This window comes from Streptomyces sp. NPDC058864 (genome assembly GCF_042742985.1).
Taxonomy (GTDB): Bacteria; Actinomycetota; Actinomycetes; order Streptomycetales; family Streptomycetaceae; genus Actinacidiphila.
Map to the genome: position 1 here is coordinate 1 of NZ_JBHYMQ010000055.1, position 23,219 is coordinate 23,219.

Annotated in this window: 20 protein-coding genes; 8 read left to right on the top strand and 12 right to left on the bottom strand. The window is 72.4% G+C overall.

What is annotated here, in order from left to right; genetic code table 11:
* Positions 1-87: 87 nt before the first annotated feature.
* The 3 genes from ACFW3D_RS30950 to ACFW3D_RS30960 form a co-directional block, all read right to left on the bottom strand.
* Positions 88-1,194 (bottom strand): type III polyketide synthase, encoded by a 1,107-nt coding sequence (locus ACFW3D_RS30950; protein ID WP_500509683.1) that lies wholly within the window; start codon positions 1,192-1,194, stop codon positions 88-90.
* 362 nt (positions 1,195-1,556) lie between these two features.
* Entirely contained in the window at positions 1,557-2,762 is a 1,206-nt protein-coding gene (locus ACFW3D_RS30955; protein WP_500509685.1) for a cytochrome P450, read from the bottom strand.
* Between the two features lie 213 nt (positions 2,763-2,975).
* A complete protein-coding gene (locus ACFW3D_RS30960) occupies positions 2,976-3,131 on the bottom strand; it encodes a DUF6131 family protein (RefSeq protein ID WP_018557825.1) in 156 nt (51 codons plus the stop codon).
* A 646-nt stretch (positions 3,132-3,777) separates the two neighbouring features.
* On the opposite strand from ACFW3D_RS30960, the gene ACFW3D_RS30965 reads away from it, so the two are divergent.
* Positions 3,778-5,139, top strand: coding sequence for a glycoside hydrolase family 16 protein (locus ACFW3D_RS30965; protein ID WP_500509805.1), 1,362 nt, complete (start codon positions 3,778-3,780; stop codon positions 5,137-5,139).
* Between the two features lie 204 nt (positions 5,140-5,343).
* Here the strand turns inward: ACFW3D_RS30965 and ACFW3D_RS30970 are convergent, their stop codons facing one another.
* The 3 genes from ACFW3D_RS30970 to ACFW3D_RS30980 form a co-directional block, all read right to left on the bottom strand.
* Positions 5,344-5,910 (bottom strand): dihydrofolate reductase family protein, encoded by a 567-nt coding sequence (locus ACFW3D_RS30970; protein WP_500509688.1) that lies wholly within the window; start codon positions 5,908-5,910, stop codon positions 5,344-5,346.
* A gap of 242 nt (positions 5,911-6,152) precedes the next feature.
* On the bottom strand, positions 6,153-7,358 hold the full coding sequence (locus ACFW3D_RS30975; protein WP_500509690.1) for an MFS transporter: 1,206 nt from the start codon (positions 7,356-7,358) through the stop codon (positions 6,153-6,155).
* A gap of 255 nt (positions 7,359-7,613) precedes the next feature.
* The gene (locus ACFW3D_RS30980; RefSeq protein WP_500509693.1) at positions 7,614-8,501 is read right to left on the bottom strand and encodes a GNAT family N-acetyltransferase; all 888 of its coding nucleotides are present in this window, start codon (positions 8,499-8,501) and stop codon (positions 7,614-7,616) included.
* Positions 8,502-8,622: 121 nt separating this feature from the next.
* Between ACFW3D_RS30980 and ACFW3D_RS30985 the strand changes: the two genes are divergently transcribed.
* Positions 8,623-9,324 (top strand): alpha/beta hydrolase, encoded by a 702-nt coding sequence (locus tag ACFW3D_RS30985; RefSeq protein ID WP_500509696.1) that lies wholly within the window; start codon positions 8,623-8,625, stop codon positions 9,322-9,324.
* 63 nt (positions 9,325-9,387) lie between these two features.
* Here ACFW3D_RS30985 and ACFW3D_RS30990 read toward each other — a convergent pair whose 3' ends face one another.
* Both ACFW3D_RS30990 and ACFW3D_RS30995 read right to left on the bottom strand, forming a co-directional pair.
* On the bottom strand, positions 9,388-10,176 hold the full coding sequence (locus ACFW3D_RS30990) for a hypothetical protein (protein ID WP_500509698.1): 789 nt from the start codon (positions 10,174-10,176) through the stop codon (positions 9,388-9,390).
* 53 nt (positions 10,177-10,229) lie between these two features.
* Complete coding sequence (locus tag ACFW3D_RS30995) at positions 10,230-12,302, bottom strand: SpoIIE family protein phosphatase (RefSeq protein ID WP_500509700.1); 2,073 nt, start codon at positions 12,300-12,302, stop codon at positions 10,230-10,232.
* Positions 12,303-12,490: 188 nt separating this feature from the next.
* Between ACFW3D_RS30995 and ACFW3D_RS31000 the strand changes: the two genes are divergently transcribed.
* Positions 12,491-13,057, top strand: a complete 567-nt coding sequence (locus ACFW3D_RS31000; RefSeq protein WP_500509702.1) for a type 1 glutamine amidotransferase domain-containing protein — start codon at positions 12,491-12,493, stop codon at positions 13,055-13,057.
* A gap of 12 nt (positions 13,058-13,069) precedes the next feature.
* Here ACFW3D_RS31000 and ACFW3D_RS31005 read toward each other — a convergent pair whose 3' ends face one another.
* Both ACFW3D_RS31005 and ACFW3D_RS31010 read right to left on the bottom strand, forming a co-directional pair.
* Positions 13,070-13,729 carry a response regulator gene (locus ACFW3D_RS31005; protein ID WP_500509704.1) on the bottom strand — a complete coding sequence of 220 codons (660 nt, stop codon included), beginning with the start codon at positions 13,727-13,729 and terminating at the stop codon, positions 13,070-13,072.
* Positions 13,726-14,724 (bottom strand): sensor histidine kinase, encoded by a 999-nt coding sequence (locus ACFW3D_RS31010; RefSeq protein ID WP_500509706.1) that lies wholly within the window; start codon positions 14,722-14,724, stop codon positions 13,726-13,728. The genes ACFW3D_RS31005 and ACFW3D_RS31010 overlap by 4 nt, the downstream gene beginning before the upstream one ends.
* A gap of 261 nt (positions 14,725-14,985) precedes the next feature.
* Here ACFW3D_RS31010 and ACFW3D_RS31015 point away from each other — a divergent pair, with 261 nt between their 5' ends.
* Together ACFW3D_RS31015 and ACFW3D_RS31020 are read left to right on the top strand one after the other, a co-directional pair.
* Positions 14,986-15,267, top strand: coding sequence for a DUF3040 domain-containing protein (locus ACFW3D_RS31015; protein ID WP_500509708.1), 282 nt, complete (start codon positions 14,986-14,988; stop codon positions 15,265-15,267).
* 159 nt (positions 15,268-15,426) lie between these two features.
* Positions 15,427-17,007, top strand: coding sequence for a multicopper oxidase family protein (locus ACFW3D_RS31020; RefSeq protein ID WP_500509710.1), 1,581 nt, complete (start codon positions 15,427-15,429; stop codon positions 17,005-17,007).
* Between the two features lie 33 nt (positions 17,008-17,040).
* Here ACFW3D_RS31020 and ACFW3D_RS31025 read toward each other — a convergent pair whose 3' ends face one another.
* Positions 17,041-18,297 (bottom strand): DUF6777 domain-containing protein, encoded by a 1,257-nt coding sequence (locus tag ACFW3D_RS31025; RefSeq protein ID WP_500509712.1) that lies wholly within the window; start codon positions 18,295-18,297, stop codon positions 17,041-17,043.
* Between the two features lie 269 nt (positions 18,298-18,566).
* Here ACFW3D_RS31025 and ACFW3D_RS31030 point away from each other — a divergent pair, with 269 nt between their 5' ends.
* The 3 genes from ACFW3D_RS31030 to ACFW3D_RS31040 all read left to right on the top strand — a co-directional run bounded on the left by ACFW3D_RS31030 (position 18,567) and on the right by ACFW3D_RS31040 (position 22,064).
* Complete coding sequence (locus ACFW3D_RS31030; protein WP_500509714.1) at positions 18,567-20,660, top strand: SpoIIE family protein phosphatase; 2,094 nt, start codon at positions 18,567-18,569, stop codon at positions 20,658-20,660.
* Positions 20,661-20,785: 125 nt separating this feature from the next.
* Positions 20,786-21,346 (top strand): hemerythrin domain-containing protein, encoded by a 561-nt coding sequence (locus tag ACFW3D_RS31035; protein WP_500509716.1) that lies wholly within the window; start codon positions 20,786-20,788, stop codon positions 21,344-21,346.
* A gap of 178 nt (positions 21,347-21,524) precedes the next feature.
* On the top strand, positions 21,525-22,064 hold the full coding sequence (locus ACFW3D_RS31040) for a hypothetical protein (RefSeq protein WP_500509718.1): 540 nt from the start codon (positions 21,525-21,527) through the stop codon (positions 22,062-22,064).
* Positions 22,065-22,272: 208 nt separating this feature from the next.
* On the opposite strand, the gene ACFW3D_RS31045 is transcribed toward ACFW3D_RS31040, so the two are convergent.
* Positions 22,273-23,100 (bottom strand): alpha/beta fold hydrolase, encoded by an 828-nt coding sequence (locus ACFW3D_RS31045; protein ID WP_500509720.1) that lies wholly within the window; start codon positions 23,098-23,100, stop codon positions 22,273-22,275.
* Between the last annotated feature and the right edge of the window lie 119 nt (positions 23,101-23,219).

The following is a 23,219-nucleotide window of genomic DNA, read 5'->3' on the forward strand; positions in this document are numbered from 1 at the left end:
CCGTCAGGTGGCGGGGACACTGTGGTGTCCCCGGCCACCGCCGGCCCGGACGGTCACCCGCCGGTGCCACCGCCCGTGGCAGACGGCTCAGGTGATGACGTCGTACTCCCGGTAGGAGTGCTGGGGCGTCATCGTGGAGTCCAGCCCGTTGGTGACCCATGTCCCGAGGACCATCTCCGCGGTGATGCCCGGGCCGAAGCCGGCCAGCAGGCCGCGGTGCCCGTCGAGGGCGGAGCCCTCCTCGAACATCCGGTACAGGGCGTCGAGGACGACGGCGCTCGCGATGTTGCCGTACTCGGTCAGCGTGGCCCGGCTGAACCGGAACGACTCGGGCGGGACGCCGAGGAAGCGGCACAGGTCGTCGAGGATCCGGGGGCCGCCGGCGTGGATGATGTAGTAGTCCAGCTTGGCGGCGTTCCACGCGTGGTCCTCGGCGACCTGGCGCAGCACCGGCGCCAGCGGCTCCATGGTGCCGGGTACGCGCTTGTCGAGCTGGAAGTGGAAGCCCGTCTGGCGCACCGCGTAGGAGATCCACTCCTCGGTGTTCGGAATGAGGTAGGAGGCGTTGCGCTCCAGCCGCATCCCGGTTCCGCCGCTGCCCCGGACGACGGCGGCCGCAATGCCGTCGCCGAACAGGCCGTTGGACAGCAGCGTTCCGACGCTGAGGTCCGTGGGCTGGTAGCACAGCGAGCAGAACTCGCATGCCACGATGAGGGCGTTGGACTCGGGGTACGCCGTGCAGAAGTCGTGGGCGCGGTTGATGGCCGCGCCGCCCGCCGCACAACCGAGCTGGGCTATGGGCAGTTGCCGGGTGTCGTGACGGAAGCCCATCTTGTTGATGAGCCACGCGGTGAGCGAGGGCATCATGAAGCCCGTGCACGAGACGTACACGATGATGTCGATGTCCTCGGGCTCCAACTCGGCCTGGTCGAGGGCCTTTCGTATGACGGCCGGTACCCGCGCCTTCGACTCCGCCTCGTAGATCTGGCTGCGCACGTCGAAACCGGGATGTTTGAGCACCTCTTCGATCGGCTGGATCAGGTGCCGCTTCTGAACGCCCGTGTTCTCAATGAGCCTGAGGGTCAGGCCGAGTTGCGGGTGGTCCTTGTGCAGCCGCCGTGCCAGCTCGAGCGTTTGTTCGCAGGTGATAACGTTGTCGGGGACCGAAATCACCGGCTTGCACAGAACAGCCATGGGTGGCTCCATTTCCTGCCCCTCGGCGGGCTATGGTCCATGTGGTGCGCTGCTCCGGGATTTCCGGAGCAGGCCCGTACCTGTCACGAAAATGCGGTAGGGGGTACGGGCGCATTCATCGGCGCACCCACAGGGGACTTTCAGGAGGTCCCGGCAAAAGTCGGTTCACAAAAAGGGACCGGCCGCTGTCGAAGTGGATTCATGGCCTGTTCAGATTTGCGTCCACCAGGAAAACGTACGTCACTTGGGCGGATTCCGCATGTCGGAGCGGCGCGCACCCGCCGTCACGAGGGACGACGTGACGGAACCGGCCCCGCACCCGTACGGGGTGCGGGGCCGGAACGGGGCCCTGGGCGGACAGGTCACCAGGCGACGTGCAGGGCCACCGGGTAGCGCCAGATCGACGTGGCGCTCCACCGCACCTCGTCGGCCGGCTTGGCCAGCCTCAGGTCGGGGAAGCGGCGCAGCAGCTCCCTGAAGGCCACCTGGAGCTCCATGGTCGCCAGGGGCGCGCCCAGGCAGTGGTGGCCGCCCCAGCCGAAGGTCATGTGGGGCGTGCCGGTCCGGTCCAGGTCCAGCTCGTCGGGGCGCTCGAACTTCTCGGGGTCGCGGTTCGCGGTCAGGTAGGAGACGTGGACGACGTCGCCGGCCCGGATCAGCACGCCGCCCATCTCCACGTCCTCGATGGCGATCCGCGGGATGCCGACGCCCTTGCGGAACGGGATGTACCGCAGCATCTCCTCGATGGCCTGCGGGATGCGGTCCGGCTGCTCGCGCAGCACGGCCAGCTCGCGGGGCCGGGTGAGCAGGGTGTAGGCGATGTTGCCGATCTCGTTCGAGGTGGTGTCCTGGCCCGTGATGAGCAGGACCATGGCCATGACGGCGAGTTCCTTGTCGTTGAGGATCTCGTCCCCGTCACGGGCCGTGGCCAGCACGCTGACCAGGTCGTCGCCCGGGCGGGCGCGCCGCTCCGCGGTGAGCTTCGTGAAGTACTCCCGCAGGTAGGCCTTGGAGTGGACGGCGTTGTCCCGGTTGTCGGGGCTGAAGTCCATCATGGTGCGGGCGTGGCCGCGCAGCTCCCAGCTGTCCTCGTCGGGGATGTCGAGCACCTCGCAGATGGCGGCCAGCGGGAGCGGCGCCGCCAGGTGCTCCACGAGGTCGGCCGGGGAGCCGCTCTCCTCCATGCCGTCGAGCAGTTCGGCGACGACCCGCTCGATGCTGGGGCGCATGTGCTCGACGTTCCGGGGGGTGAAGCCCTTGGAGACGAGCGAGCGCAGCCGGCTGCTGTCCGGCGGGTCCATCACGTTGATGGCCTCGTCCTGGACGATCGGCTCCGGCGTCATACGGGGGAAGTCCTTGCCGACGACGGCGGCACGGCTGAAACGCCGGTCGGTCGTCACCGTCCGCACGTCCTCGTACCGCGTGACGAGCCAGGCCTCACCCTCGCCGTGCGGCAGCTTGATGCGGGAGATCTGCTCGCTCTCCATGAATTGCTTCAGCTGCGGGTCGAATTCGAGGGCCTCGGCGAAGTCGAAGGGGCAGTTGTGCGCGGAGGAACCGGATTCCATGCGAATACTCCAGTGCACCTGGGCGTCGGGGGGACATATCACAACCAATCCCCAGCGCGCGCCGGTGACCACTGCAGGCGGCCCATCCGGGCGATCCCCGCTCCCGGCCGCCCGGACGACCGGGTGGGGCCGCGCCCCGCGACCCCACCCGCGCCCACGAGGGTGCCGCACCCTCGGACACGGGGCGCGGCACGCACTCGGGCTCACCGGCCGTCAGTAGTAGTGGCGGCGCCCCGCGACGGCGTGCCCCATGGCACCCAGCACCCAGAGCACGAGGCCGATGACCACGAGGATGACTCCCAGGGTCCACAGGATGGAGATTCCGGTCAGGAATCCGATGATGAGCAGGATGATGCCGAGGATGATCATGATGCACTCCCTTGCTCGGCCCTGGTCGCCGTTGCCGCGTACCGGGCCGGACGCGCCGCGGGGGCGGGCCCCGGGGCGTTGACCGCGTGGTGCGCGGTCGGACCGGGCCCCGCTCGGACGGGGCCGGCCCTCGACGTCGCCCGCCGTCCACGCCTGCGGGCGTGGACCTGCCGGCTTCGCATTTCACCCCCATTCGTACAGGGATCGGCTACCCAGCTCCTCGCGGTTCATGACCGCTGGATTCACCCGGAGTGGCGCCGGCCGCGGTCGGCCGGGATCTCGGGATCAGGTGAGAGAGCGCTCTCAGCAGCCTGAACGTGCTTGGCGAGACACCTCGATCATCTAGCGCCCGACCGGGAACGCACGGCTCATGAAGGTCACTTGCTCTCTCCGGCGCAGCCCGCGCCGCCCCGGCGCGGCCTCACTGACTCCAAGCAGTGAAGGCAGGAAACCGCATACGACTTCTTCCGTTCCATGTATTGACCGCGGTTCGCCCTGGCGGGAAGGTGTTCCCGCCAGATGAGAGCGCTCTCAGCGCTCGTACCTGAACCGCACCCTTCCCCGGCACCGATCCCGAGGAGGCATCACACCCGTGTCCGCGCGAACGACCACCGGCAGGCGGTACGCCGCCAGACCCCTCACCCTGATGGTGGCCGCTGCAGCCACCGTGACCGCGCTCTGCCTGGGCCTGCTCGGCTCGGCCAGGGCCGCCGTCCCGTCGGCACCCTCCGGCTGGACCACCGTCTGGAGCGACGACTTCAGCGGGGCCGCCAACACCCTCCCGTCGAGCGACAACTGGATCATCGACACCGGCACCAGCTACCCCGGCGGCGCCGCCAACTGGGGCACCGGCGAGGTGCAGACGTACACCTCCAGCACCGCCAACCTCCGCCAGGACGGCTCGGGCAACCTGCGCATCACCCCGATCCGGGACTCCGCGGGCAACTGGACCTCCGGGCGCGTCGAGACCCGCCGCAGCGACTTCGAGCCCCCGTCGGGCGGCAAGCTCCGCATCGAGTCACGCATCCAGATGCCGAACGTCACCGGCGCGGCCGCGGCGGGCTACTGGCCGGCCTTCTGGACGCTGGGCGCGCCGTACCGGGGCAACTACTGGAACTGGCCCTCCATCGGCGAGTTCGACCTGATGGAGAACGTGAACGGTGTCAACCAGGTCTGGGGCACCCTGCACTGCGGCACCAACCCGGGCGGCTACTGCAACGAGACCAGCGGCCTCGGCGCCACCCGGGCCTGCCCCGGCAGCGCCTGCCAGGGCAACTTCCACACCTACGCCTTCGAGTGGGACCGCAGCGTGAGCCCCCAGCAGCTGCGCTGGTACGTCGACGGCGTCCAGTTCCACTCGGTGAACGCGGGCCAGATGGACGCCTCGACCTGGAACGCGGCCACCGCCCACGGCCACTTCATCCTGCTCAACGTCGCGATGGGCGGGGCCTTCCCCGACCCGGTGGCCGGCTACAAGACGCCGACGGCCTCCACCGTCTCGGGCGTGCCGATGCTGGTCGACTACGTCGCCGTCTACAGCTCCGGCGGTGGCGGCACGCAGCCCCCGACCGATCCCCCGCCGACCGGGGGCACCGGCAGCGCGTACGGCACGCTCCAGGCCGAGTCGTACACGCAGCAGTCCGGCACCACCGTGGAGACCACGACGGACAGCGGCGGCGGCAAGAACCTCGCGTCGCTCGCGAACGGCGACTGGGCGCTCTACTCCGGCGTCGACTTCGGGACGACCGCGGCCCGGCAGTTCAAGGCCCGGGTCGCCTCCGGGGCCTCGGGAGGCGTCAGCGGTCTGGTCGAGGTCCGGCTGGACAGCCGGAGCAACGCCCCGATCGGCAGCTTCTCCGTCGCCAACACGGGCGGCTGGCAGAGCTGGACGACCATCCCGGCCAACATCTCGGGCGTCACCGGTAAGCACGACGTGTACCTGACCTTCAGCAGCGGCCAGCCGGCCGACTTCGTGAACGTCAACTGGTTCACCTTCAGCACGACCTGACACCCCCCGCCGCCCGCGGTGCCCCAGGCCGGACCCTCCCCGGCCCGGCCGCCGCGGGCGGCACCTCCCGGCTTTCGCCCGCCCGGGCCTCCCCGGGCCTCCGTTGCAGCGTCTCCGCCGCTGATGCCGTGGGCTCACGGGCCGTGTCGTACCGACGTCGTACCCGACATCACCGTGACACCGCAGCGTGGTGTGCGCCGCCGCTCAGCGCCTCGTCTCGTACCTGGTCAGGACCACGCCGCCGGGGAACGTCCGCGTCTCCACCCTGTTCAGGTTCACCCAGCCGTCCAGCGCGGTGAAGAACGGCGTGCCGCCGCCCACCAGGACCGGATGGGTGACGATCGCGTACTCGTCGATCAGCCCGGCGCGCATGGCCGCCCCGGCGAGCGTCGCGCCGCCGATGTTCATCGGGCCGCCGTCCTCGGCCTTGAGCCGGATGATCTCGGCGATCGCGTCGCCGGTGACCAGGCGGCTGTTCCAGTCGACCTTGTCGATCGTCGAGGAGAACACCACCTTCGGCGTGTCCCGCCAGTTCCGGGCGAACTCGATCTCCGCCGGGGTGGCGTCGGGTTGCTGGTCGCCGGTCGGCCAGTAGGAGCTCATCGCCTCCCACAGCTTGCGCCCGTACAGCGACAGGCCACTCGCCCGCTCGTGGTCGAGCCACCACTGGAACAGCTCGTGGCTCGGCGGTCCGCTCCACCCGATGTCGTCGCCGGGCGCGGCGATATAACCGTCCAGGGTCAGGTTCATGCCGTAGATCAGTTTCCGCATGGGCCGGCCTTCCGTCGTGGGTGTCCGGCGTATGGACCGGCGCGGCGCGGGAAACTCATCGGTGCGCGATCCGAGCTCGCCGGACGTCCTCGTGCTCGGGGCTCAGCGTGGTGCACTCGGCCGACGCGGGCAAGCCGTGTGGGCCCCATGTCTACGTCCGGCAATGCACCGGTACTCCTCCCCCACGGCACCCTTTCTGCAGCCCGACGGCGGCCTCACGTCGCCGTCGGCTCCGCGTCCGGCTACTGCCCCGTCGGACCGCGCAGCAGCCGCAGACCGGCCAGGCTCTGGAGTGTCATCGCGGCGGCGGCCGTGGCGGTGACCGCGAAGCCACCGCGTGGCCCGAGTGAGTCGATCGCCCAGCCGGAGAGTGCCGCGGCGGCGGCCGTGCCTGCGGCGCCGGCGGAGCCGAGCCAGGAGAACGCCTGGGTCAGGACGGCCTGGTGGACGGTCGCCTCGGTGAGCACGGGGCAGAGCACCAGGAGGGCTGGGACCATGGCGCCGGTCATCACCACGACCAGGCCGAGCCCGAGGGGTGAGCGGACGGTGAGCAACATCAGGGTGCCGAGCATCATCACGCTCGTCGCCGTCAGCAGTTGTACCGGCGGGGTTGCCTTCCACCGGCGCAGCCCGTACAGCCACCCGGCCAGCAGTCCGCTGCAGCTGGAGACGGCGAAGATGGGTGCAGCGGCGCTCGGTGTCCCGTGCTCGACGACGAACGCGGTCACCGAGACCTGCATGGCGCCGAAGAAGATCCCGAGGGCGAGATTGAGGCCCATCAGTACGAAGACCGCACCCCGCAGGAGCGACCGGCCCGCATGGGCGCGGGCGGCCCTGTCGGCCACCGGTGGGGGCTCGCTGCCGCGTTGCGCCGCGAAGACCAGGCCGCCTGCCACCGACAAGGAGGCGGCCAGAACCGTGGCGACCGCGGGATGTCCGGCCGCGGCGAGGGCGCTGACCAACGTCGGGCCCAGAAGGTAGGCCACCGCGTTGCCGAGAGACTCCAGCGCGAACGCGGTGGGCAGTTCCGCCGACCGGCCCGTCCGCAGCAATGCCGCCCAGCGTGCCGCGGACATCGCGCCGAGCTGCAGAACACTGGCCCCGACCAGCGCACCGCCGAGGATCAGGAGCGGGTCGGAGGCATCCGCGGCGACCAGGGACACCAGGAATGCGACCGCGAGGGCGTGGGCGAGCAGTGCGGGCGGCAGGACCCGGGTCTGCCCGAAACGGTCCACCAGCCGGGCGAGTTGAGGTGCCACGAGCGCGTCGGTCACCGCGAACCCGGCGCTGACCAGGCCGGCCACGGCGAATGTGCCGGTGTGGCTGTGCACCAGCCAGACGATGCTGAGGCCGGTCATGGCGATGCCGACGCGTCCGAGCGATGCCGGCAGGAAGAATGCTGCGGCGCCCGGGGTACGCAGCAGGGAACGGTAGTTCGCCGACGACACGGCGAGTCCCTTTCGCTGCCCGGCGGGACGGCCCACCTGGGTCGTCGGTGCCCGGATGTACCGACCTGTGGTCGCCGCCTGGAACCGTCCAGTGTTGGCGCGGAGAGGGGGCACGCGCCCCGCACCGACTCCATCACCGGGCAGAAGTCTTGATGTGTTGTTGGTGATTTGTGATCGCGGAGATTCTCGCCGCCGGGGCGTGCGATGTCCATCCCGACGCGGAGGGGTCCTTCCCCAGCCGAGTCCGCCCTGCGGTCATGCCGGTCGACGAGGCTCCTCGACGTCCCGGCGCCGGTCCCGGACCTCGGGGCGTGGCCGGAAGCCGGCTGAGGCGTAGGTGGCGACGGCGGCGGCATTGGAGCTCGGGGTGCAGACGACCGCGCTCGACGAGCCCAGGTCCCGGAGTGCGGCCGCGGCGGCGACACTGATCGCCTTGCCGTAGCCGTTGCCGCGATGCTCTCGGTGCACGCCCATCGGCTCGAGCAGCCCGGGCCGCCCCGGACCGGCGGACCACACCGTCACCGCCGCCACCGCGTCGCCATGGTCGCCGTACGCGACCAGGCACCGGGCGTCGGCGTACGGCGGCCCGGCCGCCATCGCGTGCCAGCGCTCCTCCGCGAACGTCGACCCGTCGAACGCCGCCCGCTGCACGGCGGCCCGCACGTGCGCCTGCTCCGGCCCGACCACCTCGATCCGCACGCCCGGGTCCTCCACCGGCTCCGTGAGGTCGCGGCGCAGCGGGGTCCACGGCTCGTCGGCGTCCCAGCCGGCCTCGGCCAGCAGATCCTGGACCAGCGCGCCCGCGGGTGCCTCGACGTACGCCTTCCCGGCCGGCAGCACGCCGCGCTCGGGTTCGGTCACGTCCGCGACCAGGTGCCGGGCCAGTTCCTCGTCCCGCTGGGCGTCCGGCGCGATCGTCAGGCGCAGCAGGTCGGTGCCGTCCAGCAGCCCGACGCCGAGAATCCGCCCGCCCCGGCTCCAGGTCCGTACCGCCGCGGCCGTCGCCTCCGCGCCGAACCGCCAGAACCAGCCCAGATCCCCCGGATGCAGTTGCATCGGAGCCCCGTCGTACTGCCACTCGCGCAGCACGCCCACGGCCGCGCCCAACCCCTCGACCCCCGGCTTGCCCAACACGATCGCCATGCCCCCGATCCCACACCACCGCGCGGCGCTCCCGCACCCGGTTTCCCTCCGGCGCGCTGCGCTACGCGGGACCCGGCCTCTAGGATCACCTCCTTCGGCGGACCACGAGGAGGCGATTCAGGTGACCCGCGCGGTCCTGGTTCACGGCCTGTATCACCAGCCTCGGCACTTCGACCCGGTAGCCGCGGGCCTGCGCGCGGCCGGGGTGGACGTGGTCGCCCCGGAACTGCATCGGGGCTCGCTGGCCGCGGACACGGCGGCGGTGCAGCGCGCCGTCGACCGGCTGGCGGAAGCTCCCCTGGTTCTGGGCCACTCCTACGGAGGATCCGTGATCACCGGTCTGCGCGGCGTCGCACGCCTGGTGTTCCTGGCGGCGTTCGTGCCGGACGCGGGTGAGAGCGCGGCCGGCCTGGGTGGCGCATCGGCCCGGTTGAGATCCGCCGTCGAGGCGCAGGACGACGGCTCCACCCGCCTGGACCCGAACCGGGCCGTGGACGCGCTGTACGCGGACTGCCCCGAGCACCTGGCCGCCTGGGCGACGGGACTCCTGCGACCCCAGGCCGCCGGCTGCGGGCGCGGGGTACCGGAGCGCCAGAGCTGGAAGCGGACGCCTTCCGTCTATGTCGTCTGCGGCCAGGACCGGGCCATCGACCCCGCGCTTCAACGGGTCATGGCCGCACGCTGCGGCTCGGTCCGCGAGTGGCCGACGGGGCACTCCCCGTTTGTGGGCCGCCCGGGGCTGGTCGTCGACCTGGTCCTGGAACTGCTCGGCGCCCCGGACCCGCCGGGCCGGGCGAGTCCCGGGCGCACGTCCACTCGTTGACGGCGGCGGTGAGGGCAGTCGCCCGTGATAAGTGCCGTCTCCCGTTCGTCACGCATCCGGCGATCACGACGGGGACGGACCCACCAGGCCATGGCGAGTGTTGCGCAGTCTGCACGGCGCTGGAGGGAGATGGGCAGCGGTGTACTCGTCCGCTGTGCAGAACACGCCGGCGCAACGGGGGCACTCGGCCCGGCCGAAGAGGTACCTGATCCCGTCAGCCAGTCGGTCCTGCCCGTCACGGACCGCCGTGTCGTGCATCCACCGCCCGATGCCGTCCAGTTCCGCGGGCGATGCCGGTCTCAGGGGACGCCGGTCCACATCGCCGCGGTCCCAGTCGCGGAAGGCCGAGTAGTGGCCGTATCCGCCGATGGCGACGGTCACCGGTACGGCGCAGTGGGGACACGGAACGTGGTAGAAGTCGTCGCTGAAGTCGTCGAGTACGGCGCTCCAGTGGAACTGTCCCTTGATCGCGAGGAGGGAACGAAAGCCCCAGAGGTAGTCGGAAGGCCGCGACCGCAGGCGCCGGTCCACCAAGTCCCGCAGTTGTGCGACGACATCGGCGTGGTTCACCAAGACCTGCTGAGCCCGGTGGTGGTCCCGCTTCGCACTGCGCACGATCGCCTCGGCGAGGTCGAGGGCCGCGGGGTTCCTGCGGGCAAGCGTCACCAGGCGGGGCAGCGCGGCAAAGCTGGCGGAGAAGGTGGCCTCGCCTTCGAGGCACAACCGGTCCCACAGTTCGGCCCATGCCTCCTTCCGGCTTCCGGCTTCCGTTTCCGATTCCACCTGCCCGAGGAGCACCGGCACGCGCTCGGCCGTCCCGTATGAGTCGTACAAGCGTGCCCAGTTCGTCACCCTGGAATTCAACCGCACCGACGATCACGCCCGGAGGCAGGGCGCCGCCTCCGTCACACGTCCCTCGGGCGGGCGATGAGGAGGGCGACGTCGTCGCGGTCGGCGGGGTGGCGGAGCGCGGCGAGGAGGCGGTCGCAGGTCTCCTCGACGGGTTCGTCGGGGGCGTCGAGGAGGCGGAGCAGGTCGTCGAGGCGCTCGTCGATGGCGCGGTCTCGGGTCTCGACCAGGCCGTCGGTGTAGAGGACGAGGCGGTCCCCCGGGACGAGGTCGACGGTGGTGCTTTCGAAGGGCACGCCGCCGACCACGCCCAGCGGGGTGCCGGTCGGCAGGTCGAGCAGTTCGGGGCGTTTGCCGGCGCGTACGACGACCGGCGGCAGGTGGCCGGCGTTGGCGAGGTGGCAGACGCCGCGCGCGGGGTCGTACACCGCGTAGACGCAGGTCGCGATGTAGGGGTCCAGCCCGTGGGTGATCCGGTCGAGGTGGCCGAGGACCTGGGCGGGGTCGAGGTCGAGGCCCGCGAGGGTGGAGGTGGCGGTGCGGAGCCGCCCCATGGTGGTGGCCGCGGGGACGCCGCTGCCCATGACGTCGCCGACGACGAGGGCGACCCGGCCGTCGTCGAAGGGGATCACGTCGTACCAGTCGCCCCCCACCTCGCTGCTGGCCTGGGCCGCGCAGTAGCGGGCGGCGAGTTCGAGGCGGGGGTGGGCGGGCGGGAGTTGCGGCAGGAGGCTGCGCTGCAGGGTCTCGGCGGTGCTGCGCAGCTGCTGGTGGAGGCGGGCGTTGTCGATGGACACCGCGGCGCGGGAGGCCAGTTCGCAGGCGAGGGTCTGGTCGTCCTCGTCGAAGGGCTGGGGGGTGCGGGCGCGGGCCAGGCCGAGGACGCCGAGGATCCGGCCGCGGGCGATGAGCGGGACGGCCATGGCCGTGTGGACGCCCGCCCGGGCCAGCAGCGAGGCGGCGTCGGGGTCGCGGGCGACGCGGACCAGGCTCCGCTCGTCGGCGTGGGCGATCAGGCCGGGGCGGCCGGTGTCCAGGCACCGTGCGGCCAGGTGGTCGGGGGCGTAGCTGACGAGGCGGCCGGGCCTGCCGAAGGCACCGGCCGCCTCGCTCGTCTCGGTGCACTTGGCGGAGAGCGCGCGGAAGCGGGGGCGGTCGAGGCCGGGCTCGCCGCCGTCGTCGCGCAGCGCGGAGTCGAGGACGTCGACCGCGGCGAAGTCGGCCAGTTCGGGGACGACGACGTCGACGAGCTCCCGGGCGGTGTCCTCCACCTCCAGGGAGTTGCCGATGCGGGCGGAGCTGTCGGCGATCACCGCCAGCCGCTGCCGGGCGCGGTCGGCCTCCTGGGCCGAGCGGTGCCGGTCGGTGACGTCCACCACGGAGGTCGCGATGCCCAGGACGTGCCCGTTGCGGTCCTCCAGCCGGAAGTACGACACCGACCAGGCCCGGTCGGCGGTCGGATCGGCGGGCGTGCGGCCGACGACGTACCGGTCGACGATCGGTGTGCCCGTGCGCAGGACCTGCCGGAGGGTGTCCTCGGCCATGCGGAACCTGGCACCGGGCAGCACCTCCCGGAAGGGGCGCCCGATGTGGTCGCCCTCGCTCATGCCGTGCATCCTGGCCAGGGCGGGATTGACGGAGAGGTAGCGCAGTTCCGTGTCGAGCACCGCGAGCCCGATCGGGGACTGGGCGACGAGCTGGAGGGAGAGGGCGAGGCCGCGCTCCAGGCGCTGCAGCACGGGCCGGTCGGTGGCTATCCCGAGGGCGTAGACGCGGCCGCGGCTGTCCGTCAGCCGGACGTTGCGGAACTCCGCCAGCCGGGTGCTGCCGTCCTTGTGGCGCACGGGGAACGCCCCCGACCAGCTGCGACCGGTTTCCAGCACCTCGGCGAACAGCCTCATGGCGTCGCCGCGGTGCTCGTGCCGGACGAGCAGGGGCGCCGCGTACCGGCCGACCGCCTCGCCCGCGGTGTAGCCGAACAGTTGCTCCGCCTGCGGGCTCCACATGTCGATGCGCCCGTCCGACTCGAGCAGGACCGCGGCGACTCCCAGCAGGTCCATGAGTCCGCTGGGGCCGAGTGCCCTGGCCTCGAGCTGATCGGCGCCGAGCGGCGGCCGCGCTTCGCTCATCGCAGGCTCCTCTTCGCCCGCCCCTTCGCCGATCCCTTCCTCGCTTTCCGACCGTCCGCCTACCCCGGCTGCGGCAAGTGAGTCCTGCTCCGCCGGCACCTCCGGCCGACGGCGTGAGCACGTTTCCCGGGCGTGCTCACGGGCAGGTGCCCATATCGCACCAGAAGTACACGGAAGAGGGAAAACCCATGGCTGCAGAGTTCCCGGGCGGCCGCCGCGTCCTGGCGGTCGTCACCAACTACGGGGTCGAGCAGGACGAGCTCGTCGTCCCCGTCGAACACCTCCGCGACAAGGGCGCCGACGTCACCGTCGCCGCCACGCGCAGTGACGCCGTGCGGACCCTGGTCGGGGACAAGGACCCCGGCAAGGTCGTGGAGCCGGACATCACCCTCGACGAGGTGGATCCCGCCGGTTTCGACCTGCTGCTCATCCCCGGCGGCACGATCAACGCCGACAACCTCCGCCTCCAGGCGAAGGCGATGGACGTCGTACGGGCGTTCGCCTCGTCCGGGCGGCCGATCGCGGCGATCTGCCACGGCCCGTGGGCACTGGTCGAGGCGGGCGTCGCACGGGGCAAGACGCTCACGTCGTACGCCTCGGTGCGGACCGACCTGCTCAACGCCGGTGCCGCGTCCTGGGTGGACGAACCGGTGGTGAGCGACGCCTCCGCCGGGTACCCGCTGGTCACCTCGCGCACGCCGGCGGACCTGGACGCGTTCCTGGGCGAGGTCGACAAGGTCCTCGTCGGAGCCTGAGCACCGTCGCGGTCACGGCTCGATGAGCCCGGCCCGGATCGCGTAGCGCGTGAGTTCCAGGCGGTCGCGCAGACCGAGCTTCTGCAGCAGGTTGGCGCGGTGGCGCTCGACCGTCTTGATGCTGATGAAGAGCAGGTCGGCGATCTCCTGCGACGTGTGGCCCTCGGCGACGAGCTTGAGGATCTCCTCCTCGCGTTCGGTGATGGCGCGGGCCGGCAGGGACTCCCCCTGGCGGGCGCGTTCGAGATAGCTGCGGATCAGCGTGGTGACGGCTCCGGGGTAGATGAAGGGCTCGTCGCGCACGGCGGCCCGGCAGGCCTCGACCAGGTCGCGGTCGGCGACGGACTTGAGGACGTAGCCGCTGGCCCCGGCCTTGAGGGCCTCGAAGAAGTACTGCTCGTTGTCGTACATCGTCAGGATGAGGATGCGCAGGCCGGGGCGGATCCTGCTCAGTTCCCGGGCGGCCTGCAGGCCGGTCATGCGGGGCATCGCGATGTCCAGCACGGCCAGGTCCACGGGCTCCTCGCGGGCCTTGGCGACGGCCTCGGCGCCGTCACCGGCCTCGGCGACGACGGTCAGGTCGGGTTCGCCGTCGAGGATCAGCCGGACGCCCCGCCGCACCAGCGCGTGGTCGTCGGCGAGGAGGATGCGGGTGGGGGGCGGGGCGGTCATCGCGGACGGTCCGCCGCCGGCGCGGGTACGGGGGCGTCCGGTGCGCCGGGTCCACCGGGCGGTTCCGGCACGTCGAGACGCACGTCGGTGCCGCCGCCGGGCGCGGCACCGACGGTCAGTGCGGCGCCGATGAGCAGGGCCCGTTCGCGCATGCCGCGCATCCCGGCGCCCTCGGGCACCTCGCCGACGCCCTTGCCGTTGTCCCGGACGAGGAGTTCGGCCCCGCCTCCGGGGGCGGCGTCCAGGTGGATCTCCACCCGGTCCGCGCCCGAGTGCCGGGCCGCGTTGGTGACCGCCTCCTGGGCCACCCGGTAGAGCACCAGCTCGGTCTCGTGGTCGAACGCGGGGAGCCCGGGCCCGGAGTCGTCCACGACCGTGAGTCCGGGGCTGGTGAACTCACCGGCCAGGGCGCGCAGGGCACTGTGCAGGCCGAGTTCCTCGAGCACGCCGGGGCGCAGCCGGCGCGCGATGCGGCGGATCTCGTCCAGCCCGGCACGTGTGGTCTCCTGCACCTGCCGCAGGTCGTCCCCGAGGGGGCCGGGGGCCATGTCCGCGCTGCGCCCCAGTTGCAGGACGACGGCGGTGAGGGTCTGGCCGACCTCGTCGTGGAGCTCCTGGGCGATGCGCTGCCGTTCGGCCTCCTGCGCGGACAGCACGCGGGCGCTGGTGGTGGCGCGTTCGGACTCCAGCCGGTCGAGCATGGTGTTGAACGTCGTGATCAGCGCGGACACCTCACCCGAGCCGGTGACGGCGGGGCGGCCGCCGGGGCGGAGCAGGTCGGCGGAGTTCATCGCCCGGCTCAGCCGCTGCAGGGGCGCGAGGCCGACGCGCAGCAGCAGGGCGTTGGCGACGAGCATCGCGACCAGTCCCACTCCCAGCACCAGTGCCTCGCCCAGCAGCACGGGGGTGGAGACCGTGACGGGGCCGAGCAGCAGCACCGCGGCGACGACCAGCACCGCGCCGTTCAGCAGGAAGATCCGCCAGTACAGCGACATGTCAAGCCTTCCTCGGGGGCCCGCACCTCCACTGTCCGCCGACACCGCCGTGCCGTCCTGCGCGGGCTGCCACGCTCCTTCCCGCCGCGGGTGGCGGGCACCCGGGTCCCGCTTCCAGCCTGCCCCGGGCCGGGGGGTCGCCGCCATCGGGGCCGGCACCCATTTACGCCCCACGGGATTGGGTGCCGGCCCCGATGGTTCCGCGGGCGGGCACCGGCGACGCTGGAGGTGTCGGGGCCCCGGCTCCGGAAGGAGGACGCCATGCCGCACCCGCACAGGGCCATCGAGGACATCGAGGCCGAGATGAGGCGCACGGACCCACGCTTCGCCGAAGGACTGCGGACCGGTCGCCCCTGCGCGCCGCGCGAGTACCGGCGGCGGATGGGCTGGTTCCTGCAGCTGGTCGCGCTCGCCTGGATCTTGATCGGCATCGTGCTGCCACAAGGGTTGCTGCTGGCGGCCGGGCTGGTCCTGGCCGGCGTCGGCACGGCGGTCCTGGACCCCCGGCACGGCGCTGCGGGGCGGGGCCGCCGCCGGGCCTGATCGGGGCACCGGTCGGTGGGATCCGGGAACGGACGGACGTCGGGCCGGTCCGAAGGTTGTTCGCGGAGCCCGCGTGTGGCGCCGTTTGCGCACGGCTCGGGCGGGCTATTGTGTCGCCGACCGTAAAATTGCGCAAATCGTCACATTTGGGAGACCTACGTGATCGAAGGCATCGGCAGGCGCCGCCTTCTCGCCGCGGGGGCGGCCGTCGTCGGGGCGAGCGCGGCGAGCAGGGCCTGGGCGGGCACACCGCTGGCCGATGTACCACCAGGCGGGGTCCTGCGGAGCAAGGCCCGGCTCCCCCGCCCGTACCAGGTGCCCCTGCCGGTCCCGCCGGTCCTCGAGCCCACGCTGCGGACCGCGACGACCGACTACTACAACCTGACTCAGCGCGCCGCGAAACTGGAGATCCTCCCGGGGCTGCGCACCAGTTGCTGGACGTACGACGGCCTCTTCCCCGGGCCCACGCTGCTCTCCCGCTCGGGGCGCCGTACGGTCGTCACTCACCGCAACGAGCTGGCCCAGCCGACCGTGGTCCACCTGCACGGCGGCCACACCCCCGCCGAGAGCGACGGCTACCCGATCGACCTGACGATGCCCGTGGGCAGCCGCATGTCGTACGACGACGCGATGGCGGGCATGCCGGAGATGCACGGCTCGTCCGGGCAGATCAGCCACGGCACGCGCAGCTACACCTATCCGATGCTGCAGCGCGCGTCGACGCTCTGGTACCACGACCACCGCATGGGCTACACCGGCCCGGCGGTGTACCGCGGACTGGCCGGTTTCCACCTGCTGACCGACGACGAGGAGGACGGGCTCGACCTCCCGCGCGGCTCCCGCGACATCCCGCTGCTCCTCGCGGACCGGGCGTTCGCCGAGAACGGGGCGCTGATGTACCCCGCGGTCGACTCGGGCATGCACAAGCCGGGCGTCGTGCACGCGCACCACTTCGGCGTGATGGGCGACGTCATCCTGGTCAACGGCGCCCCGTGGCCCGTGCACCGGGTCAGGCGGCAGCGCTACCGGCTGCGCTTCCTCAACGGCTGCAACGTCCGGGACTTCCGGCTGGAGCTGGACCCCCCGCCGCCGGGCGGCAAGGGCCTGGTGCAGATCGGCAGTGACGGCGGACTGCTGGGCAGCCCGTTCCCCCACGACAGCCTGCGCATCGCGCCCGCCGAACGCTTCGACGTCATCGTGGACTTCGCCCGTTACCGGCCCGGCACCAAGGTGCGCCTGGTCAATCGGTTCGGCAGTGGCAGCACCTCGCACGTCATGCGCTTCGACGTCTCGCCGTCCTCCCGGAAGCCGTACGACGACACCCACATCCCCAAGCGGCTGTCGCACTACCCGGCCACCGTCCTCGACCCGAGCAAGGCCGTGGCGCACCGGACCTTCGCCTTCCGGCCCTCGCGCGAGGGCTGGACGATCAACGGCCTGATGTACAAGCCCGGCCGCGCACTGGCGCGGCCGAAGCTGGGGACGATCGAGATCTGGAAGTTCACCTCGGTGTTCTTCCATTCGGTGCACGTGCACCTCGACGCGTTCCGGGTGCTGTCCCGCAACGGCAAGAAGCCGGGCGCGTTCGACGCGGGCTGGAAGGACACGGTGGCGACGGGCCCGGGCGAGACCGTCGAGGTGGCGGTCCGCTTCACCGACTACACGGGCAATTTCATGATCCACTGCCACAACCTCGAGCACGAGGACATGGCGATGATGGCCGACTTCACCACGTACTGAGCCACGGCGGCCGCGTTCCGGCCCGGTGCGGCGTCACTGTGACGCGGCCGGGCCGGACGGCTGTCCGGGGCCCGGACCGGAGGGCGGCGGACTCTCCCCTCCCGGCGGTCCGGGCGTTCCGGGTTCGGGGCTGCGCGGGGCGGGCCCCGTGCCGGGCGGCCGGGACTGCGGGGCGGTCCCGCCCGGTTCCCCCGTCGGCGTGGCGGGGCCCTCCTCCGGAGCGGCCGTTGCGCCGTCCCGTGGCGATCCGGACGGGCTCCCGTCCGGCGCCTCCCGCGGAGGCGTCGTCGGCTCGTCACCGGTGGCCTTGCCGTCGCCGATGTCCCGGGTAAACCACTGTCCGGTTTCCGGGTCGCGGACCACGAACTCCTTCACCGGTTCGGAGGCCGGGGCCACCACCACCGTCCTCGACGGCTGGTAACCGGGCCACGCGCTGCCGACGGTCGTGGCGCCGCCCTTCTGCTCCACCGGCCGGGTCAGCGGGTTGCCGCAGGCGCAGCGCACCCGGGGCAGGCCCCGGTCGTCGACCAGGACCGCGGTCCCGGCCTGCAGCACCGACTGGAAGGCCGTGGGCCGGCCGTCGCGGTAGCCGTGGTTGGTGACCCGGGTGTCCGCGCGCAGCCGGAGCGGGGTCAGGTCCCGCAGGTACGCCGGCACGCCGGACGGCTCGAGGCCCAGCACATCGGCGAACGCCCGGTTCTTCGACGGGTCCGACGACAGGGCGCCGATCTGCTTCTCCACGTCGCAGCTCGCCGCGTGGCGCGTACCGCCGTAGAGGCCGGGCATGCCGCCGCTGTAGACCTGCCGGACGGTGCCTCCCGTCGCCGACGGGGTCGGCAGGGCCGGCGTCGCCGACGGGGCCGCGGTCTCCTCGGCCGTCGACCGGGTGAACGGGTTGGGTCCCGCGCTGCCCGCCGTCTGCAGGAACAGCTCCCCCTGCTTCCCGCCCGACACCCCGCCGGGCCGGGTGAAGACCACGGCGAGGGCCACCGCGGCCACCACGGCCGCGGTGATCACGGCCACCTTGGGCACCGAGCGCCACCAGGGGCCCTCACGCCCTCCGCCGTCCCCGTCGCCGCCTCCCCCGCCGCCTCCGCCCCCGTCGTCCGGCGGTTCGCCCGGTGGCGGGGGCGGTGCCCCCACGACGACCGTCGGGGTCCGGATCCGCCGGCCGGGCGGTTCCTGGCCGGGGGGCCTCGTCCCGTCGGTTCCGTCCGTTGCGTCCGGTCCGGACAACGGACCCGCGGGCGGGCCCTCGGGGCGGGAGAGCGAGGGCGGTAGAACGCTCACAGGGCTTTCCTCCACTGGTCCCGGACCGGCACGCAGGACGGACGGCGCAGCCGGCCGCTTCAGAAGCCCCACCTGACGACCATTGTGTGCGCCCCCCTCGCGGTCCCCGCAAGCCGACGTGCGCCGGTACGGGACGGCGGTACCGGCGATGCACCGGGTCCCTGCGAGGGGTGCGCCGTCGCGGCTTCGGGGAGACCATGGAATCCCGTAGGCAAGGGCGGCAGGGGACGACCGACCGGCCGGAACGGCAGGCGGAAGAGGCGCCCACCATGAGCGACACGGACCGGTACACGAGGGGCCCGGAGCGGCTGGACGAGGTCTCGACGAACCCGAGCGGGCTGATGGACCTCCTGGGGGTCGCCGCGGTGCTCCTGGAGGGCGACGGCCGGGTGGACATGTGGAGCCCGCAGGCCGAGGAGCTGTTCGGCTACACGGCACAAGAGGCGGTCGGCCGGTACGCCGCCCACCTGCTGGTGCACGAGACCCACCGCAAACTCGTCGTCCGGCTGTTCTCCGAGATCATGAAGACCGGCGAGAGCTGGGCGGGGTCCTTCCCGGTGCGCCGCAAGGACGGCAGCCGGCGGCTGGTGGAGTTCCGCAACATGCGGCTGATGGACAGCCTCGGCGACCACTACATCCTCGGGCTCGCGACCGACCGGTCCACCATGCGCGAGGTGGAGCAGGAGGTCGCCCTGTCCACCCGGCTGATCTCGCAGTCGCCGATCGGCATCGCGGTGCTGGACACCGGGTTGCGGTACCTCTCCGTCAACCCCGCGCTCGCGCGGTTCCACGGCATCTCGGTCCAGGACCACATGGGGCACACGTTCCGCGGCGTGCTGCCCGGGCCGGAGTTCCGGGCGGTGGAGGCGGAGATGCGGCAGGTGCTGGCGTCGGGGGTCCCGATGGTCGACCGCTACATCGTCGGCCGCGCCCCTTCCGGCCCGCGCTGCGAGTCGGCCTGGGCGGTGTCCCTTTACCGGCTGGAGGACCACCGCGGACACGTGCTGGGCATCGCCGAGGTCGTCGTCGACATCACGGACCGGCACCGCGCGGCCGCGGAGGCCGACCGCGCCCGGCGCCGGCTGGCCATGATCGCCGACGGCTCCGCGCGGATCGGCACCGCCCTGGAGGTGGAACGGACGGTGGCGGAACTCGTCGAGGTCGTCGTACCCGACCTGGCGGACCTGGCGGCGGTCGACATCCTCGACGTCGTCGTGGACCAGCGCGCCCCCGCTCCGCCCCCGGACGCGCCGGTGTTCCGCTCGCTCGCGGTCAGGAGCGCCTACCCGACGGACGCGGCCCGGGCCGTCCCCGCCCCGGGCGACGTCGTCACGTACCACGCCGACCACCTCTCGGCGCTGTGCGTGCGCACGCTCCGCCCGCACATGATCGCCCACGCCGGTCAGCACGACCTCGAGCGGATCAGCCCCGACCCCGAGTCCGCGCGGCTCCTGGCCGACGCCGGGGTCCACTCGTGCATGGCGATCCCGCTGATCGCCCGCGGCGAGGTCCTGGGCGTGCTGGGCATGAGCCGGGCCCGTACGCACGCCTCCTTCGACGAGGACGACCTCACCCTCGCCTGCGAACTGGCCGCGCGTGCGGCCGTGTGCATCGACAACGCCCGCTGGTACCAGCAGGTGCGCAACACCGCCGAGACCCTGCAGCGAAGCCTCCTCCCCGAGCCGCAGCCGTACCACCCGGGCCTGGAGGTGGCCGCGCGCTACCGGCCCGCGCAGGCGAGGAGCAAGGTGGGCGGCGACTGGTACGACGTCATCCCGCTCGACGACGAGCGGACCGCGCTCGTCGTCGGCGACGTGATGGGCAGCGGCATCGAAGCCGCCACCACCATGGGCCGGCTGCGCACCGCCACCTCCACGCTGGCCGAACTGGACCTCGATCCCGCCAAGGTGCTGGGCCACCTCGACAAGATCACGCGCGGCCTCGACCCGTACATCGCGACCTGCGTGTACGCCCTGTACGACGCGCGCAACGCCGAGTGCCACCTGGCGACCGCGGGGCACCTGCCCCCGGTCCTGGTGCACGGCGACGGCTCCCCGGAACTGCTCGACCTGCCCACGGGGACGCCCCTGGGGGTCGGCGGCGTCCCGTTCGAGAGCACGAGCGTCACGCTCGCGCCGGGCGACCGTCTGGTGCTGTACACCGACGGGCTGGTGGAGACCCGTGACGACCCCATCGACGAGCGCCTCGGCGTGCTGCTGGACCTGCTGGGCACGCCGGACCCCTCTGTGGAGGAAACCTGTGACCGGCTGCTGCGCGAGCTGCGCGGCAAGGACGACCATGACGACGTCGCCCTCCTGATCGCCCGCGCGGACCCGCACCGCCGGCCCGGGGGACGCCCCTGATCAGGTGCCGCCGGGCGGGTGGTGACCGCGTCGCCGGGTGGGCTCGGCACCGGGAGGGTGGAATGCATGGGGTTCGGCCCCGGCGAACGCCCGGGCCGTACTGCCGCACCGAAAGGCGTGAGGGAATGGGACACGGCGGAAACGTGATCGCTGAGCTGCTGGCCGACCACCGCGAGGTCGAGGAGATCTTCGACCGCATGCAGTCGATGTCGACCGGCGACCCGGCGCTGCGGGAGCTGGTGGACGAGGTGACCATCGAGCTGGTGCGGCACTCGGTGGCGGAGGAGCAGTACCTCTACCCGGCCGTCCGCGAGCACGTCGAGGGCGGGGACCGCATCGCGGACAAGGAGATCGCCGACCACGCCGGGATCGAGGAACTCCTGAAGGAGCTGGAGAACCTGCCACCGAGCGACGGCCGGTTCCACCCCCTGCTGATGCGGCTGATGGACGAGGTGACCGCACACGTCCAGGACGAGGAGGGCACGCTCTTCCCCCGGCTCAGCAGCGCCTGCTCCCCCGAAACGCTCGACGACCTCGGCGACAAGGTGCGCCGCGCGAAGTCCCTCGCCCCCACCCGCCCCCACCCCGCCCTGCCGGACACCCCGCCCGCCAACAAGATCATCTCCCCGGGTGCGGGCCTCGTCGACCGCGCTCGTGACTTCGTGAGCGGCCGCGGCCGGTCCTGAGGTCCGGCCGCGGGGCGGCGGCGCAGGGTTCCCGCTCCTTCCGGGACCCTGCGCCGAGCCCTCGCGGGGTGCGGACGTGATGCGGCTCATGTCGCGAAAGGGCGGTTTTGCGTACGCTGGGCGCGCCGCGCGCCGGACGGACGCGGCATCCACGCACGCGGAGGACGGTTCGTTCGGCATGCACAGTGAGTTCTCGTCGGTCATCGCCGCGGCCACCCGGTGGCTGCTGTCCGCCTATCCGGCGACCGGCGGAGCGCTCAGCCGTGCCCTGGCCGAGGCCCAGGCCCGCCAGGCCACCATGGTCGCCGCCGCGCTGCGCTACCCGACCGCGCTGGACGCCGCCCTGCTGGGGCTGCTCGCGCCCGACGGCGCCGGCCGGCTGGACCGGGCCGCCGGGGCCGGGGGCGCCGGCGACGAGGACGCCGGTGACACCGGGACCGGCTGGCGGACCTGGGTGGACGAGGTCGTCGTGAGCTGGGCGGCCTGCCTGCTCTCCGACCCGGCCCTGGCCGCCTCCGCGGTCACCGCCGCCGCGGCCACCGAGCACGGCCCCTCGCTGGCGGGCGACGCCCTCCGGCTCACCTCCCCCGGCGCCCACGACCGCGCGGCGTCCGCCCTCCTCCGCCACCCGGACCTGGTGGCCCCGATAGCCGGCCTGCACCGCGCGGAACTGACCGCACTGCTGGCGGCGGAGCCGCTCGACCGCTTCCCGGCGTAGCCACCGGCCCCCGTGGCACCGGTCGCAGGGTGGACGCCGGTTTTGCAGGCAGAAGTTGCCCATCCGTGATGCCGTGACCCGGCCGGCCGACCGCAGCCGGGACCCGGTCGTCACCCTGACCGCCCGGGCGACGCGATCGCCGGCACGTCGGTAGATGAGTGCACCGCCCTGCGGGCCAGGGCCGGGGGAGGCGCAGCGGGCCGCGGGCTCAGCCGCGCGCGAACTCCAGCAGGTCGGCGTTGAAGCGTTCGGCGAACTTGGGCACCATCGCCAGTCCGTGCGGGGCGCCCTCGTACACCTTGTAGACCGCTCCCTTGACCAGCTTCGAGCTCTTGGCGCCCGCCGCCACGATGGGCACGATCTGGTCGTCGTCACCGTGCACGATCAGCGTCGGGACGTCGATCTTCTTGAGGTCCTCGGTGGTGTCCGTCTCGGAGAACGCCTTGACGCAGTCGTAGGCGCCCTTGATGCCCACCGTCATGCTCCACAGCCAGAACTCGTCGCGGGTGCCCTGGCTGACGGTCGACCCCGCGCGGTTCGCACCGTAGAACGGGCCGCTGAGGTCCCGGTAGTACTGGGACCTGTCCGTGGCCACGCCCTCACGGATCTCGTCGAAGACCTCGATCGGAAGGCCCTCGGGATTGGCCTCCGTCTTCAGCATCAGCGGCGGGATCGCGCCCACCAGCACCGCCTTGGCGACCCGGCCCGTCCCGTGCCGCCCCATGTAGCGCGTGACCTCACCGCCACCGGTCGAGTGCCCGACGAGGACGATGTCACGCAGGTCGAGTTCCTCGATGACGGCCGCCAGGTCGTCGGCGTACGTGTCGAGGTCGTTGCCGTCCCACGGCTGCCCGGAGCGCCCGCCGCCACGGCGGTCGTGGGCGACACCGCGGAAACCGTGGTCCACCATCCACTGCATCTGCGGGTCCCAGGCGTCCGCGGTCAGCGGCCACCCGTGGGAGAACACGACGGGCCGGCCGGTCCCCCAGTCCTTGAAGAAGATCCGGGTCCCATCCTCGGCTGTTGCGTACGGCATGATCCTGAGGCCTCCTCGCTCCGGTGGGAACGCAGGGTTCCGGGGCTTGCCCGCACTCGAGCCGGACGTCGGACCGGGCCGAGTACGCCGTTGCTCAAACCGTAACGTCGCGACGATGT